Below are 15,517 nucleotides of genomic sequence, written 5' to 3'. Positions count from 1 at the left end.
TGATCCGGTTTACAGCCGTGATTGGTTGATGACCTGCAGGCTCATCTGCTCCAGCAGCTTGTTCATGTGGATGAACTGTGCGAAGCGCTTGTCCTGGGTCTGGCCATGGAAGTAGCGGTAGTAGATTTGCTGCACGATGCCGGCCAGGCGGAACAGGCCGTAGGTGTAATAGAAGTCCAGGTTGTCGATGGGCGGCAGGCCGGCGCGCTCGGCGTAGTAGTCGGCGAATTCGCGGCGGGTCAGCATGCCCGGCAGGTGACTGGGCTGGCGGCGCATCAGTTGCACGGGTGCCGGGTCCTTGGCTTCGATCCAGTAGGCGAGGGTGTTGCCCAGGTCCATCAGCGGGTCGCCGATGGTGGTCAGTTCCCAGTCCAGCACGCCGATGATTTTCAGCGGATTGGCCGGGTCGAGGATGACGTTGTCGAAGCGGTAGTCGTTGTGGACGATGGCCGGCTTGTGGTGGTCGGCGGGCATCTTGTCGCGCAGCCAGGCCTTGACCGGCTCCCAGGTCGGCGCGTCGGGAGTCAGGGCCTTCTCGTAGCGGTCGCTCCAGCCGGCGATCTGACGCTGCACATAGCCTTCCGGCTTGCCCAGGTCACCCAGGCCGCAGGCGTTGTAGTCGACGTTATGCAGGTCCACCAGCTTGTCGATGAAGCTCAGGCACAGCTCGCGGGCCTGGCCCTCGTCGAGGGTCATGTCGGCCGGCAGGTCGGCGCGCAGGATCACCCCCTTGACCCGCTCCATCACGTAGAACTCGGCGCCGATCACTGACTCGTCGGTGCAGTGCACATAGGCCTTCGGGCAGTAGGGGAAGCCGGCGTTGAGCTGGTTGAGGATACGGAACTCGCGGCCCATGTCGTGGGCCGATTTGACCTTGCGCCCGAAGGGCGGGCGGCGCAGGACGAACTCCTGGTCGGGGTATTCCAGCAGGTAGGTCAGGTTGGACGCGCCGCCAGGGAACTGGCTGATGCGGGGCGTGCCGGTGAGGCCGGGAATAGTGGCCTTGAGGTAGCGATCGATAACGGCGGCGTCGAGCTCTTCGCCTTCGCGGATGCGGGTGGACTGATCAGTGAGCGCCATGCTTATCCCTTCTATTTATGATGGGGGCCCGAGACTATTCGCTAATCTAATGCCGCCCCGAGGGCGTCACAAGCTGAACGAGCCGTTATAGACAAAGGTGTTGCAACACAATCAAGCGGCCTGATTCGCCGCCTGATGGTGGGCCGGGCGAAAAAAAACCGGAGTCGGTCGACTCCGGTTCTTCGTACATGGCTCGGCCGGTGAAGCTTAGACCGGGAACAGCTCGCCGAGCTTCATGGCCAGCATCATGTCGCCTTCGGCGCGCAGCTTGCCGGCCATGAAGGCCTGCATGCCGTCGGTTTCGCCGCTCACGATGCCCACCAGGGTAGCGCTGTCCATGATCAGGGTGACGTTCGGGTTCTCGGCGTCGCCTTGCTGCACGTCGCAGGTGCCGTCCTTGACCACCAGGTAGTGGTTGTCGCCGTCTTCGATGTTGAACTGGAATACCAGGTCCAGGCCAGCGGCGGCACCGGCGTTGAACTTGGACTGCATGGTTTTGACGATGTCAGCAACGTTGGTCATGGTGTTTTCCTTTTTCTAGGGTTTTATCCGGCGGCCATTCCGGCCGCAGTAGGCCGGGCTCAGCGGTAGGTGATGAGCTCCGGCGCCTTCAGCAGTTCCAGATGCACATGACTGTTGAAGGAAGCCAGGGTCACCTCGCTGCCACGGAACTTCAGGCGGTTGAGCGAGGTGTTGACGATCTGCCAGTTGAGGTCGAAGGCGTTTGCAGCGGGGATGCCGGCGACCAGGTGGAGCAGGGCGGTGATGGTGCCGCCGGACGTGAAGACGGCGATGTTCTGCTTGCTGTCGGCTTCGGCCAGGATGCGCTCGAGGCCGCCTCGGACCTGTTCGACGAAGGACTGCCAGCTCTGCAGACCGGGTTTGTCGTGCTCACCGGACACCCAGCGCAGCACCAGCGTGGAGAACAATCTCTGGAACTCGGCGCGGTGCTGTGCGGCGTTGCGCAGGACGTGAAGGGCTTCGGGTTCTTCCGGAAGCAGGTCGGGGAGCAGGGCGCGGATCACCGCGTCGGCGTCGAACTCGTTGAAGGCCGGGTCGACCTGGATCGCCGGGGCGCCGAAACCGCCCGCGTCGAGTTGGGCCAGGGCGGCTTGCGCGGTGTGCTGCTGACGGCGCAGGTCGCCGCTGTAGCAGCGATCCAGGCGCACCCCCAGTTGGGCAAGGTGGGCGCCCAGTACCTCGGCCTGGCGGATGCCGACGGGCGAGAGCACATCGTAGTCATCGGCGCCGAAGGAGGCCTGGCCATGTCGAATCAGGTAGATGCTGCCCACGTACTGGCGTCCCGTGAGGTTGAAAGTCCCGCGAGGGTATGAGGAAGCCAGAGGCCTGTCAACGAAAAAACATACGCTTGTTTGAATGCATTTCCACTGTTTATGCAGACGTTTCCGCTCGCTGGCGAGGCGGGGGGGACGCCGTTATGCTTGCTGCTTTTCGCGCCGCCGAAAGGCCGGTGCCAGTCGCAGCAACAAGGGGGATACACGTGGAGTTCATTGCCGAGTATGCAGGCTTCCTGGCCAGGACCGTGACCGTGCTGGTGGCGATACTGGTGGTGCTGGTGGCCATCGCCGCCCTGCGTGGCCGCAACCGGCGCGTGGCCAGTGGTCATCTGGATGTGCGCAAGCTCAACGATTTCTACAAGGACCTGCGCGAGCGCCTGGAACACTCGGTGCTGGACAAGGCGCACCTGAAGGCGGCACGCAAGGCCGAGGCCAAGGCGGCGAAGCAACTGAAGAAGTCCGCCGAGCAGAAGCCGCGGGTCTTCGTGCTGGACTTCGATGGCGACATCAAGGCGTCGGCCACCGACCACCTGCGCCATGAGGTGACCGCGCTGCTGTCCATGGCCACCGACAAGGACGAAGTGGTCGTTCGCCTGGAAAGTGGTGGCGGCATGGTGCACAGCTATGGCCTGGCGTCCTCGCAGTTGGCGCGTATCCGCGATGCCGGCATCCCGCTTACCGTGTGTGTGGACAAGGTAGCGGCCAGCGGTGGCTACATGATGGCGTGCATCGGCCAGAAGATCCTTGCCGCACCGTTCTCCATCATTGGCTCCATTGGTGTCGTGGCGCAGTTGCCCAACGTGCATCGCCTGCTGAAGAAGCACGATATCGATTTCGAAGTGCTCACCGCCGGGGAGTACAAGCGCACCCTCACCGTCTTCGGTGAAAACACCGACAAGGGCCGGCAGAAGTTCCAGGAAGACCTGGAAACCACCCATGAGCTGTTCAAGGGTTTCGTCAGCCGCTACCGCCCGCAGTTGAACATGGCCGAAATCGCCACGGGCGAGGTCTGGCTGGGGATGGCGGCGCTGGAGAAGCAACTGGTGGACGAGTTGCGCACCAGTGACGAGTACCTCGCCGGGCGGGCGCGGGATGCCGAGCTGTACCATCTGCATTTCGCGGCGCGCAAGAGCCTGCAGGAGCGCGTCGGCCTGGCCGCCAGCGTCGCCATCGACCGGGTGTTGCTGAACTGGTGGAGCCGATTGGTGCAGCAGCGCTTCTGGCAGTAGGGCCCGTGCCGGCTCAGGCCAGTTCGGGCAGCAGCACGTCCTCCCAGAGCGAACGCCGGTACTGTGGTTTGAAAAAGCCGAAGTGGCCGATGTTCTTCTCGCCCACGTCCGCAGGGGCGATGCGCTTGAAGGTCTTCTGCGCCTGACGATAGAAGCCGTGCAGTGACTCGGTGTTGCGCCCGGACATCATTTCGTCGTCGGTGAACGAGATGGAGGTGATGGGCGTGCGCACCGCCGAGTAGGCTGCCCTCACGCTCTCGCCTTCGGCACCCACGGCGTACTCCGGGTTCAGGCACCAGCGGCGCCATTGCTGGATCACGCCCTTGGGCAGATCGCCCACCATGCCCAGACGCTTGCCGGGGAAGTAGCCGGCGAGCGGCGTCACCAGGGGCGCCACCAGGAACCACAACAGCCAGACCCGGCGGCGCAGTTCGGCGGTGTTTTCGCGCCAGTAGCCGCTGCCGGTGGCGATGGTCAGTACCTTGCTGATGCGCTCGGCGCCGTCCACGAACGGCAGGATCTGCCCGCCCAGGCTGTGCCCTATCCAGTACAACGGCTTGTCGCCGCTGGCATTGGCTACGAGGGAGAGCATGGTGCTGCAGTCATGGCGGGCCCAGTCGAGGATATCCACGTCCAGGTCACGAAGGTGGCCGTTGCGCGATTGGCCCATGCCGACGTAGTCGAAGGTGGCAACCAGGTAACCGCGCTCCGCCAACCAGGTGGCGAAGGGCGCGTAGTAGCGCTGCGGCACCCCCATGGCGGGTACTATCAGCACCGCGGCCTGGATGTCGCCGTCGGGGCGAAACCAGTTGGCGCTGATGACGTGGCCATTGCCGTTGTCGATCCGGGTTTCTGTCGAGCTGCTCATTGCATCTGTCCTGGCGTGGAAGGGGCTTCTGGAAAAACGCGAACCCGGGCAGTATACGAAAACTAGAAAAGTATTCTAGAAAAATATTCTAATCTCATCCGAGGACATACATGGGCCGTCCCTCCCGCAAAGACGAGATTCTCCAGGCCGCCTTGGCCTGCTTCACGGACCATGGCGTCGATGCCACCACGATCGAGATGATCCGTGAACGTTCGGGGGCCAGCATCGGCAGCCTCTACCACCATTTCGGCAACAAGGAACGGATCATTGCAGCGCTCTATCTGGAGGGCATCAGCGGCTACGCGCGGCTGGTGGAAGCAGGCTTCGCCCAGGCGGACAGCGCCGAAGCCTGCATTCGTTTGCTGGTGGCTTGCTATATCGACTGGGTAACGGCTCATCCGGAATGGGCGCGGTTCATCCTGCACAGCCGGGGCAGGGTGGAGGCGAGCGAGATGGGCGAGCAATTGCGCGAGGCGAACCGTCTCCACCACGGGCGAATCGACGAGTTCCTCCGACCCTACCGCGACGCGGGCGAGTTTCGCGACATGCCGCGGGACTGCTTCGTCTCGATCGTCATCGGCCCCGTGCAGGATTTTTCCCGCCACTGGTTGGCCGGGCGCACCCGCACCAGCCTGGCCGCCTGCCGTGAAATCTTCATGGACGCCGCCTGGGAGGCGGTACGGGCGCGGTAGGCTGCCCCATGCAAGAAAGGCGTATGGGACCAAACAAAAAGCCCCGCAGTCGCGGGGCTTCTCACGGGTGCTTCGCTCAGGCCGAGCGGCGGCGGAACAGCGGCAGGGGCTGGTCGCTGGAAGCCTGGTAGACCTCGGCGAACTCCTCGAAGGCCTTGAGGGCATCGTAGGGGTCCTTGTCCGCGCGCAAGGCAAAGGCGTCGAAACCGCAGCGGCGCAGGGCGAACAACTGGTCGCGCAGCACGTCGCCAATGGCACGCACTTCGCCCTGGTAGCCATAGCGCTGGCGCAGCAGATAGGCGGTGGAGGAGTGGCGGCCATCGGTGAAAGCCGGAAAGTTCAGTGCGATGACCTGGAAGTGCGCCAGGTCGTCCGCGATTTCCTCGATCTCTTCGTCGCTGTCCAGCCAGATGCCCAGACCGCCGTCGCGGGCTTTCAGGGCATGGGCGTGGTCGCGCCAGAGGGCCAGCGGGATGATGATGTCGTCGCAGTTGGGGATACCGTCCAGGGTCGCGTCCTTGGCCAGCAGGTGCCAGGTTTCGTCGATCACCTGGCCGTTCTTAATGATTCGCTGCATATACGCGCTCCTTGAACGGGTCGATACCGATACGGCGGAAGGTGTCGAGGAATTGCTCGTCTTCGGTGCGCTGTTCCACGTAGACGTTGATGATTTTCTCGATCACGTCGGCCATTTCGTCCTGGGCGAACGACGGGCCGAGGATCTGCGCCAGGCTGGCGTCGCGGCCGGCGCTGCCGCCAAGGGACACCTGGTAGAACTCCTGGCCTTTCTTGTCCACGCCGAGGATGCCGATGTGGCCGACGTGGTGGTGCCCGCAGGCGTTCATGCAACCGGAGATGTTCAGGTCCAGGTTGCCGATGTCGAACAGGTAGTCCAGATCGTCGAAACGGCGCTGAATGGCTTCGGCGACCGGGATCGACTTGGCGTTGGCCAGGGAGCAGAAGTCACCGCCCGGGCAGCAGATGATGTCGGTCAGCAGGCCCACGTTGGGGGTGGCGAAGCCGAGTTCGCGCAGTTCGCCCCAGAGGGTGAAGAGCTGGGCCTGCTCGACGTCGGCCAGGATGATGTTCTGGTTATGGCTGTTGCGCACTTCACCGAAGCTGTAGCGGTCGGCCAGGTCGGCGATGGCGTCCAGCTGCTTGTCGGTGACGTCGCCCGGGGCTACGCCGGTGGGCTTCAGCGACAGGGTCACGGCGGCGTAGCCGGGTTTCTTGTGGGCCACGACGTTGCGGCTGCGCCAGCGGGCGAAGCCAGGGTGCTCGGCGTCCAGGGCGGCGAGGGCGGCGTCCTGGTCTTCCAGGGCCAGGTAGGCTGGGTCGACGAAGTGCTTGGCGACGCGCTCGACTTCGGCTTCGGTCAGGGTGGTGGGGCCGTCTTTCAGGTGGGCCCACTCGGCGTTGACGCGCTCGGCGAAGACTTCCGGAGTCAGCGCCTTGACCAGGATCTTGATGCGCGCCTTGTACTTGTTATCCCGACGGCCGTAGCGGTTGTACACGCGCAGAATGGCGTCGAGGTAACTGATCAGGTGCTGCCAGGGCAGGAATTCGTTGATGAAGCTGCCCACCACCGGGGTGCGGCCCAGGCCGCCGCCCACGGACACGCGGAAGCCCAGCTCGCCGGCGTCGTTCTTCACCGCTTCCAGGCCGATGTCATGCACCTCGATGGCGGCGCGGTCGCTCACGGCGCCGTTCACCGCGATCTTGAACTTGCGCGGCAGGTGGGAGAATTCCGGGTGGAAGGTGGACCACTGGCGGATGAGCTCGCACCAGGGGCGCGGGTCGACGATCTCGTCGCGGGCCACGCCGGCGAACTGGTCGGTGGTGGTGTTACGAATGCAGTTGCCGCTGGTCTGGATCGCGTGCATCTGTACGGTGGCCAGCTCGGCGAGGATTTCCGGCACGTCCTCCAGTTCCGGCCAGTTGTACTGGACGTTCTGGCGGGTGCTGATGTGGGCGTAGCCCTTGTCGTAGTCGCGAGCGATCTGGGCCAGCTTGCGCACCTGGACGGACGAGAGCAGGCCGTAGGGCACGGCCACGCGCAGCATGGGCGCGTAGCGCTGGATGTACAGGCCGTTCTGCAGGCGCAGCGGGCGGAATTCCTCGCCGGAAAGCTCGCCTTCCAGATAGCGGCGGGTCTGATCGCGGAACTGCTTGACGCGGTCCTCGACGATCCGTTGATCGTACTCGTCGTATACGTACATGAAATGTCCTGTTGTCAGGCTGCTACAGCTCTTCTGCGCGCACGGCCGCGCACTCCCCGCGGAGCCGGAGGAAGATACCAGTTCGGGGTTATGCGCAAAAGTGAAGTTTGAGTATATGTAAAGAACCAGAAGTTATTGCCTGGGGGTGGTGCATAACCATCGGCTTGAGGCTCGGCGGGGCCTGGTCTTTACTCGGAGGGCAAGCCGACTAATAACCACAACTACGGGGGATGCCATGACCGATCATTCCGAAGAATCCAACGGTGACAGCAAGGTCGATGCCTGGGCCATCTTCTTCCTGATCCTGATCGCCGTTTCCACTGCCGTTTTCTGGGTCAGCCACCAATAACACGCGCCGGCCGGATCATCCGGCCGGCTTTCGCCCGTCCGATCGCCCTGCGATTAGCAGTTATACTGCGCCGCCGATTTTTCTGGGTGATGGAATGAAAGGACGTTGTGCCACCCTTCTGTTTTTCCTCTGTCTGGGTCTCAGTCAGTCGCTGAGTGCCGCCTCTGTGGTGTTTCTCAATCCCGGCCGGGCCCAGGAGCCGTTCTGGGCCAGTTACGCACAATTCATGCAGGCGGCCGCCCGCGACCTGGGCATGGAGTTGGAAATCCGCTATGCCGAGCGCAACCTCGACCTGATGCTCGATCAGGCCCGCGAGGTGCTGCGCGGTAAGGATCGGCCCGATTATCTGCTCTTCGTCAACGAACAGTACGCCGGCCCCGAGATCCTTCGCCTGGCCCGTGGCAGCGGCGTCAAGCTGTTTGCCGTGAACAGCACCCTCACCGGCGATCAGCAGTCGGTGACCGGCGGCACCCGGGAGCGCCATCCCGACTGGATCGGCAGCATGGTCCCGAACGACGAGGAGGCCGGCTACCTGATGGCGCGTTCGTTGCTGGAGCAGCAGGATCGTCTGGCGCCGGGGCGACCTTTCGACATGCTGGCGTTCTCCGGTGTCAAGCAGACGCCCGCCGCCCAACGCCGTGAGCAGGGCCTCATGCGGGCGCTGGCGGAATTCCCCAATGCGCGCCTGCGGCAACTGGTTTACAGCGAATGGAGCCGCGAGCGCGCCTATACCCAGGCCCTGCAATTGCTGCAACGCTATCCGGATACCAAGGTGGTGTGGTCGGCCAACGATGAGATGGCCTTTGGCGCCATGCGGGCGGCCAGCGAACTGGGCCGCGAGCCGGGGCAGGCCGTGCTGTTTTCCGCGCTGAACAATTCCCCGGAAGTGCTGCGCACCTATCTCGACGGCAAGATCGGCGCACTGGTCAGCGGCCACTTCACGCTCGGCGGCTGGGCCATGGTCCTGTTGCATGACTACGATGCCGGCGTGGATTTCGCCCAGCATGGCGGCAAGGACCGCGAGGTCCGGTTGTTCCAGGCGCTGGACCGAAACAAGGCGATCCGCCTCCTGCGGCATTTGGAGCGGCAGGGGTATGACCTGGACTTTCGCGCGTACAGCCTGGTCGGCAAGCAGGGCGCGCGTGAATACCGCTTCTCCCTGGACCCGCTGATCGACTGAGGTTCAGACGCCCGCGAGGTGCAGCACCAGCCGCACCAGCCCATAGAGCAGCACCACGAAGACCGCGGTGAAGAGTACGCCGAGCAGGATGAAATGGCTGGGTTTGCCACGGCTGAAGTCGCGGGTGCGGTTCTTCCCGCTCTGCACGCCAAAGGCCGCGGCGAGCACGCTTTGCAGCATCTCGCGGAAGCTCAGGGGTTGGTCGTGGTTCTTGTCGTCCATGGGGCACCTCCTGGCCTGAGCTTAGCTCGTCGGCCGGGAAATGCCGTTCGCTCGATCAGGAAGCGGGGCGGTGCAGGCGGCGGGTGTTCACCTGCTCCACCGCGCGGGCGCGCAACTGGCCGCAGCCACCTTCGACGTCCTGGCCCGCGGAGTTGCGCACCTTGGTGAGGATGCCGCGGCTGTGCAGGTAACGGACCATCTGCACGATGCGCTCGCCGTCCGGGCGTTGGTACTGGTCATCGTCCAGGCTGTTGTAGGGGATGAGGTTCATCACCGCGTACTTGCCTTTGAGCAGGCGGAGGATGCCGTCCATTTCCTCCTGGCTGTCGTTGATGCCCCTGAGCAGCGTCCATTGGTACTGGATCGGGTAGCCGATGCCGCGGGCATAGCGTTCGCCCAGCTCCACCAGCTCATCCGGGGTGATGCGCGGTGCCTTGGGCAGCAGTCGCTCGCGCAGGTCGGCGCGGGTGGTGTGCAGCGACAGCGCCAGGGCCGGCTTGACCCGCTCCCGTGGCAGACGCTCGAAGACGCGCAGGTCGCCCACGGTGGAGAACACCAGGTTCTTGTGGCCGATGCCGCCGTCGGTGCCCAGCAGGTCGATGGCTTCCAGGACGTTCTCGAGGTTGTGCGCCGGCTCGCCCATGCCCATGAACACCACCTTCTTCACCGGGCGGAAGCGGCGGGCGAGGGCGACCTGGGCGACGATCTCGGCGCTGCCCACCTGGCGCAGCAGGCCACTCTTGCCGGTCATGCAGAACACGCAGCCCACGGCACAGCCGACCTGGGTGGAAACGCAGAGTCCGTCGCGGGGCAGCAGCACGCTCTCGACCATCTGGCCATCGCGCAGGGCCACCAGCAGGCGGGCCGAGCCGTCGGCGCCGGGATGTTCCGAGCGCAGCCGCGCCAGACCGTCCAGCTCGCCGGCCAGGGCGGGCAGGCCGTCGCGGACACTGAGGGGCAGGAAGTGCTCGGTATGCTGGCGGCGGGTACCGGCGTCGAGGGGCTTGCCTTGTAGCCAGGCGCGCACCACCCGACCGCGATGGACGGGCAATGCGCCGAGGTCGGCGAGGCGTTGATGGATATCGAGGATGCGCATGGGGCGCGCATCCTATCACTGTCCCCGGCGGGCGGGCAGACCCGCCCACCGGTTGGTGCGGTCAAGGGGCCTCGACGCTGATGGCCAGTGCCGAGGTCATGCGGATCACCACTTCCTGATTGAGGTAGGACGGCTTGAGCTCGATGTCCGGACGCACCCTCACCACCTTGCGGCTGCCGTCGGCGAACGCCAGGGTGGCGGTGTGCTGAGTGGTGTCGATGGCCTTGATCACGGCGGTGATCTCCACCGTATTGGCCACCAGCATGCCCGGCTTGCCACCTTCCGGCGCGCTCGCCACCAGGCCGGCGGCGCCATCTTCCATGGGGGCGTCGGGCGCGCGCAGTTGGATCACGCGTTCGTGGGTGACCACCGCGTTGACCCGGTCGCCCACCTTCAACTGCGAAAAATTGCGCATTTCCGGTATCGCGTTGAAAGTCTGGTGGTGGCCCTGGTCGTCCTTCAGGGTGAAGGTCCGTTTCTGCTGGTCGACGGCCGTGACCACCGCCGAAATTCGTTCGGTCTCGGAGATGACGCTGCCGGGCACGCCCGAGGCGTAGGCTTCGGCGGTGCTGGTGGTCGCGTTCAGCCCTTCGTTGTTCTCGGCCTGGCTGCTACAAGCTGCAAGAAGGCTTAGGGCGATCAGGAGCGCGGGAATTCGGTTGCTGTGCTGCATGTCATGTCCACCTTGGTCGATCGGGTCCGGAAGGGGTAGCTGTACGAGCGGAAGCCTGCTGTTTCGCCCGGGCAACCCGCCTGGTCGGCTTCTACAGCGTAGGCGAGGCAGCGGCCTTTGCCTCCGTGCTATCCTGCCGCGCTGTTCGATCCAGCGATTCGGGAGTGGTTCATGAAGTTCATCCATCAGCGCGAGCACCTAAATGAAGGCGACCTGGTCGTCATCCAGTGTTCGCAGACCTGCAACATCCGTCTGATGAACGATGCGAACTTCCGCAGCTTCAAGAACGGTGGGCGGCACAGCTACCACGGCGGCGCCTTCGACCGTTTCCCGGCGAAGATCGTCGTGCCCAGCACCGGCTTCTGGAACGTCACCCTGGACACCGTCACCCGCCGCGCCATCAGCGTCACGCGCAAGCCCAACTTCGAGTGGTCGATCAAGTTTGTGCGCCGCACCAAGAGCTGAACCCCAATGCCAAGAAAAAGCCCCGCACTCGCGTAATGCTGTTCACTTAAGCGCGCGCATGACTCGCTCCCCTCTCCCATTCATGGGAGAGGGGCTGGGGGAGAGGGGCGAACTCCCTGCGAAACAGTTGTTTTCCCCTCTCCCTAACCCTCTCCCCAAAGGGGCGAGGGGACTGATCGAGTCCCGTTACTTCGTTATGTGAACAGCATTACCGCACTCGCGGGGCTTTTTCTTGTTCCGAGACTTCCCGGATGCAATCCGGGGGAATTCGTGCCATGGCTCCCGGATTTCCTCCGACCTGCGGGTCGGTTGCAGCCGATGTAGGCGCGAATTCACTCGCGAATAAATTCGCTCCCACAAGTCAGCACCGAACTCAGCTCTCGTATCCCAGGTTCGGCGATAGCCAGCGTTCAGTCACCGCCTGATCCTGACCCTTGCGCTTGCTGTAGCTTTCGATCTGGTCGCGCTCGACCTTGCCCACGGCGAAGTACTGCGCATCCGGGTGAGCGAAGTACCAGCCGCTGACGGCGGCGGCGGGGAACATGGCGTAGTGCTCGGTGAGGAACACGCCGCTCTGGCCCGGCTTGAGGAGGTCGGCGGAGGGGTCGAGCAACTTGAACAGGGTGGCTTTCTCGGTATGGTCCGGGCACGCCGGGTAGCCGGGCGCGGGGCGGATGCCCTTGTACTGCTCCTTGATCAGCGCCTCGTTGTCGAGGTGCTCGTCCGCGGCGTAGCCCCAGTATTCCTTGCGCACACGCTCGTGCAGCCACTCGGCACAGGCCTCGGCCAGGCGGTCGGCCAGGGCCTTGACCATGATTGCGCTGTAGTCGTCGCCCTTGGCTTCGTACTGCTTGGCCAGTTCCTCGGCGCCAATGCCGGCGGTGGTGATGAAACCGCCGACGTAGTCGGTGATGCCACTCTCCCTGGGGGCGACATAGTCGGCCAGGCAGAGGTTCGGCTTGCTGTCCGGCTTGATGGTCTGCTGGCGCAGGTGGTGCAGGCGGGCGAGGGCCTTGCCCTGGCCGTCGTAGACTTCGATGTCGTCGTGGTCGACCTGGTTGGCCGGCCAGAAGCCGAACACGGCGCGGGCCTTGATCAGCTTGCCGTCGATCAACTGCTTGAGCATCGCCTGGGCATCGTTGAACAGCGCGGTGGCGGCTTCGCCCACCACTTCATCGCTGAGGATGCGCGGGTATTTGCCGGCGAGGTCCCAGGAGATGAAGAAGGGCGTCCAGTCGATGTACTGGGCCAGTACCGCCAGGTCGATGTCTTCCAGCACCTGAACGCCGGTGAAGCTCGGCTTGGGGGCGCGGTAGGCGGTCCAGTCGAACTGCGGTTTGTTGGCCAGGGCATCGGCATAGGCCAGGCGCTCGGTGCGGGCGGCACGATTGGCGGTGCGCTCGCGGGTTTCGGCGTAGTCGGTGCGGGTCTTCTGCACGAACTCGGCCTTCAGTTCCTTGGACAGCAGGGTGGTGGCCACGCCCACGGCGCGGGAGGCGTCGGTGACGTAGACCACCGCATCGTTGCTGTACTGCGGGTCGATCTTCACGGCGGTATGCGCCTTGGACGTGGTGGCGCCGCCGATCATCAGCGGCAGGTTGAAGCCCTGGCGCTGCATTTCCTTGGCGACGTGGACCATCTCGTCGAGAGACGGAGTGATCAGGCCGGACAGGCCGATGATGTCGCACTTCTGTTCGCGGGCGGTCTGCAGGATCTTCTCCGCCGGCACCATCACGCCGAGGTCGACGATGTCGTAGCCATTGCAGCCCAGCACCACACCGACGATGTTCTTGCCGATGTCGTGCACGTCGCCCTTCACCGTGGCCATGAGGATCTTGCCCTTGGCTTCCGGCTTGTCGCCTTTTTCCGCTTCGATGAAGGGGATCAGGTGGGCCACCGCCTGCTTCATCACGCGGGCGGACTTCACCACCTGGGGCAGGAACATCTTGCCGGCGCCGAACAGGTCGCCGACCACGTTCATGCCGGCCATCAGCGGGCCTTCGATCACTTCGATGGGGCGCGCGCAGCGCTGGCGGCATTCCTCGGTGTCTTCCACGATCCAGGTGGTGATGCCCTTGACCAGGGCGTGTTCCAGGCGTTTTTCCACCGGGTAGCTGCGCCATTCCTCGTCTTCGGCTTCCTTCACCGCACCGCCGCCACGGTAGTTGTCGGCGATGCCCAGCAGGGCCTCGGTGCTGCCTTCATGGCGGTTGAGTACCACGTCCTCGACCTTGTCGCGCAGCTCGGCGGGGATCTCGTCGTAGATCTCCAACTGGCCGGCGTTGACGATGCCCATGGTCAGGCCGTTCTTGATGGCGTGGTAGAGGAAGACCGAGTGGATGGCCTCGCGCACTGGGTTGTTGCCGCGGAAGGAGAAGGACACGTTGGACACGCCGCCGGAGGACAGCGCGTAGGGCAACTGGTCGCGGATGTAGGCGCAGGCCTCGATGAAGTCCACCGCGTAGTTGTTGTGCTCCTCGATACCGGTGGCCACGGCGAAGATGTTCGGGTCGAAGATGATGTCTTCCGGCGGGAAGCCGACTTCGTTCACCAGGATGTCGTAACTGCGCTGGCAGATTTCCTTCTTGCGCGCGGCGGTGTCGGCCTGGCCAACCTCGTCGAAGGCCATCACCACCACTGCGGCGCCATAGCGCTTGCACAGGCGGGCGTGGTGCTTGAATTGCTCGACACCTTCCTTCATGGAGATGGAGTTGACGATGCCCTTGCCCTGGATGCACTTGAGACCCGCTTCGATCACGTCCCACTTGGAGGAGTCGATCATGATCGGTACACGGGAGATGTCCGGTTCGGAGGCGATCAGGTTGAGGAAGGTGACCATGGCCGCCTGGGAGTCGAGCATCCCTTCGTCCATGTTGATGTCGATCACCTGGGCGCCGGCCTCCACCTGTTGCTGGGCCACTTCCAGGGCCTCGGTGTAGTTTTCCTCGCGGATCAGCCGGGCGAACTTCGCAGAGCCGGTGATGTTGGTGCGCTCGCCGACGTTCACGAACAGCGAGCTGCGGTCGATGGTGAAGGGCTCCAGGCCCGAGAGCCGGCAGGCCTTGGGAATTTCCGGGATCACGCGCGGCGGGTACTTGGCCACGGCTTCGGCGATGGCCTGGATGTGCGGCGGGGTGGTGCCGCAGCAGCCACCGATGATGTTCAGCAGTCCGCTCGCCGCGAACTCCTCCACCACCTGGGCCATCTGCGCCGGGGTTTCGTCGTACTCGCCGAAGGCGTTGGGCAGGCCGGCGTTGGGGTGGGCCGAGACTTGGGTGTCGGCCTTGGCCGCGAGTTCCGCCAGGTAGGGGCGCAGCTCCTTGGCGCCGAGGGCGCAGTTCAGGCCGATGGAGATCGGCTTGGCGTGGCGCACCGAGTTCCAGAAAGCCTCCGTGGTCTGGCCCGAGAGGGTGCGGCCGGAGGCGTCGGTAATGGTGCCGGAAATCATGATCGGCAACTCGTAGCCCTGTTCTTCGAACACGCCCTGCACGGCGAAGATGGCCGCCTTGGCGTTGAGGGTGTCGAAGATGGTTTCGATCAGGATCAGGTCCGCGCCACCCTCGATCAGGCCGCGGGTGGCTTCGGTGTAGTTCTCTACCAGTTCGTCGAAAGTGACGTTGCGGAAGCCCGGGTCGTTCACGTCCGGGGAGATGGAGCAGGTGCGGCTGGTCGGGCCGAGCACGCCGGCGACGAAGCGCGGCCGGGCCGGATTCTCCAGGGTCTTGGCGTCGGCCACTTCGCGGGCCAGGCGCGCGCCCTCCACGTTCAGCTCGTAGACCAGCTCTTCCATGCCGTAGTCGGCCTGGGACACACGCGTGGCGTTGAAAGTGTTGGTCTCGAGGATATCGGCGCCAGCATCCAGGTAGGCCTTTTCAATGGCCTGGATCACGTCGGGGCGGGTCAACAGCAGCAGGTCGTTGTTACCTTTCACGTCGCTCGGCCAATCGGCGAAGCGAGTGCCACGGTAATCCTCTTCCTGCAGCTTGTAGCTCTGGATCATGGTGCCCATGCCGCCGTCGAGGATCAGGATGCGCTCTTTGAGCGCCTGTTGCAGGGCTTGCTGGCGGGCGATGCGATCGGACATGGGAGCTACCTGAGGCTGGCGTGAACAAAGGCGGGGATGATAGCAAAACCTTAGTAATTTTT

The 15,517-nt window shown here is 64.2% G+C and carries 13 protein-coding genes and 1 pseudogene; 4 read left to right on the top strand and 10 right to left on the bottom strand.

The window, feature by feature from the left end; all coding sequences use genetic code 11:
• Positions 1 to 9 precede the first annotated feature (9 nt).
• The 3 genes from PJW05_RS17110 to PJW05_RS17100 all read right to left on the bottom strand — a co-directional run bounded on the left by PJW05_RS17110 (position 10) and on the right by PJW05_RS17100 (position 2,372).
• On the bottom strand, positions 10 to 1,080 hold the full coding sequence (locus PJW05_RS17110) for a phosphotransferase family protein (protein WP_271408173.1): 1,071 nt from the start codon (positions 1,078 to 1,080) through the stop codon (positions 10 to 12).
• Positions 1,081 to 1,287: 207 nt separating this feature from the next.
• Positions 1,288 to 1,602: an SCP2 sterol-binding domain-containing protein gene (locus PJW05_RS17105; RefSeq protein ID WP_271408172.1), complete on the bottom strand. Its 315-nt coding sequence runs from the start codon at positions 1,600 to 1,602 to the stop codon at positions 1,288 to 1,290.
• 59 nt (positions 1,603 to 1,661) lie between these two features.
• On the bottom strand, positions 1,662 to 2,372 hold the full coding sequence (locus PJW05_RS17100) for a histidine phosphatase family protein (protein WP_271408171.1): 711 nt from the start codon (positions 2,370 to 2,372) through the stop codon (positions 1,662 to 1,664).
• 209 nt (positions 2,373 to 2,581) lie between these two features.
• Between PJW05_RS17100 and sohB the strand changes: the two genes are divergently transcribed.
• Complete coding sequence (gene sohB / locus PJW05_RS17095) at positions 2,582 to 3,607, top strand: protease SohB (RefSeq protein ID WP_271408170.1); 1,026 nt, start codon at positions 2,582 to 2,584, stop codon at positions 3,605 to 3,607.
• A gap of 13 nt (positions 3,608 to 3,620) precedes the next feature.
• Here sohB and PJW05_RS17090 read toward each other — a convergent pair whose 3' ends face one another.
• On the bottom strand, positions 3,621 to 4,475 hold the full coding sequence (locus PJW05_RS17090; protein ID WP_271408169.1) for an alpha/beta hydrolase family protein: 855 nt from the start codon (positions 4,473 to 4,475) through the stop codon (positions 3,621 to 3,623).
• Between the two features lie 110 nt (positions 4,476 to 4,585).
• On the opposite strand from PJW05_RS17090, the gene PJW05_RS17085 reads away from it, so the two are divergent.
• Complete coding sequence (locus PJW05_RS17085; protein WP_271408168.1) at positions 4,586 to 5,167, top strand: TetR/AcrR family transcriptional regulator; 582 nt, start codon at positions 4,586 to 4,588, stop codon at positions 5,165 to 5,167.
• A 76-nt stretch (positions 5,168 to 5,243) separates the two neighbouring features.
• Here PJW05_RS17085 and PJW05_RS17080 read toward each other — a convergent pair whose 3' ends face one another.
• Positions 5,244 to 5,744 (bottom strand): DUF934 domain-containing protein, encoded by a 501-nt coding sequence (locus PJW05_RS17080; protein WP_271408167.1) that lies wholly within the window; start codon positions 5,742 to 5,744, stop codon positions 5,244 to 5,246.
• Positions 5,728 to 7,386, bottom strand: a complete 1,659-nt coding sequence (locus PJW05_RS17075) for a nitrite/sulfite reductase (protein WP_271408166.1) — start codon at positions 7,384 to 7,386, stop codon at positions 5,728 to 5,730. Before PJW05_RS17075 ends, PJW05_RS17080 begins: the two co-directional genes overlap by 17 nt.
• 443 nt (positions 7,387 to 7,829) lie before the next feature.
• Between PJW05_RS17075 and PJW05_RS17070 the strand changes: the two genes are divergently transcribed.
• The gene (locus tag PJW05_RS17070) at positions 7,830 to 8,915 is read left to right on the top strand and encodes an ABC transporter substrate-binding protein (protein ID WP_271408165.1); all 1,086 of its coding nucleotides are present in this window, start codon (positions 7,830 to 7,832) and stop codon (positions 8,913 to 8,915) included.
• 3 nt (positions 8,916 to 8,918) lie between these two features.
• Here the strand turns inward: PJW05_RS17070 and PJW05_RS17065 are convergent, their stop codons facing one another.
• From PJW05_RS17065 to PJW05_RS17055, 3 genes are all read right to left on the bottom strand, one after another.
• A complete protein-coding gene (locus PJW05_RS17065) occupies positions 8,919 to 9,137 on the bottom strand; it encodes a DUF2970 domain-containing protein (protein ID WP_271408164.1) in 219 nt (72 codons plus the stop codon).
• Between the two features lie 55 nt (positions 9,138 to 9,192).
• Positions 9,193 to 10,233: an RNA methyltransferase gene (locus PJW05_RS17060; RefSeq protein WP_271408163.1), complete on the bottom strand. Its 1,041-nt coding sequence runs from the start codon at positions 10,231 to 10,233 to the stop codon at positions 9,193 to 9,195.
• A gap of 61 nt (positions 10,234 to 10,294) precedes the next feature.
• Positions 10,295 to 10,906 (bottom strand): hypothetical protein, encoded by a 612-nt coding sequence (locus tag PJW05_RS17055; protein ID WP_271408162.1) that lies wholly within the window; start codon positions 10,904 to 10,906, stop codon positions 10,295 to 10,297.
• 80 nt (positions 10,907 to 10,986) lie between these two features.
• Here PJW05_RS17055 and PJW05_RS17050 point away from each other — a divergent pair.
• Positions 10,987 to 11,371: pseudogene (locus PJW05_RS17050) on the top strand (DUF1883 domain-containing protein).
• A gap of 373 nt (positions 11,372 to 11,744) precedes the next feature.
• Here PJW05_RS17050 and metH read toward each other — a convergent pair.
• Positions 11,745 to 15,455, bottom strand: a complete 3,711-nt coding sequence (metH, locus tag PJW05_RS17045; protein ID WP_271408160.1) for a methionine synthase — start codon at positions 15,453 to 15,455, stop codon at positions 11,745 to 11,747.
• Positions 15,456 to 15,517 lie beyond the last annotated feature (62 nt).

Source organism: Pseudomonas sp. Q1-7 (assembly GCF_028010285.1).
GTDB lineage: Bacteria > Pseudomonadota > Gammaproteobacteria > Pseudomonadales > Pseudomonadaceae > Metapseudomonas.
The sequence above is the reverse complement of the archived record's forward strand: the minus strand, read 5'-3'. Positions and strand labels throughout refer to the sequence as shown.